This window comes from Bradyrhizobium sp. Kon69 (assembly GCF_055807515.1).
Window position 1 is genome coordinate 1 of record NZ_JBVVOS010000443.1, and the last position, 256, is coordinate 256.

At 64.8% G+C, this 256-nt stretch carries 1 protein-coding gene; it reads right to left on the minus strand.

Features of this window, described 5'->3' with window-relative positions; all coding sequences use genetic code 11:
• Positions 1-256, minus strand: a 256-nt coding sequence (locus AC0L3U_RS39730) for a hypothetical protein (protein ID WP_473365171.1), incomplete at both ends; no start/stop codon positions are given.

The window sequence follows — 256 nt, forward strand, 5'->3', positions numbered from 1 at the left end:
GCGCGCGCCGGCCGACAGACTGCCGTTGATCCGCGGAACCTGACACAGGGAGGATTGCGCACCCATGCTCATGCGCACGGTCGCCACCTGCGCCGTGAAAGGCAACGGTTTCTTGTTGAAGGTGCCGCCCATTGCCAAATCGAGCACCAGCTCAGCCCCGTGCCCCGGGCCTTGACCGATGTGCTGCAACAGGTAGCTGCGGACCTGGGGCTGAAAATCGACCTGCTCTACGGTGGCAAACGCTCCCTGGCCCTGG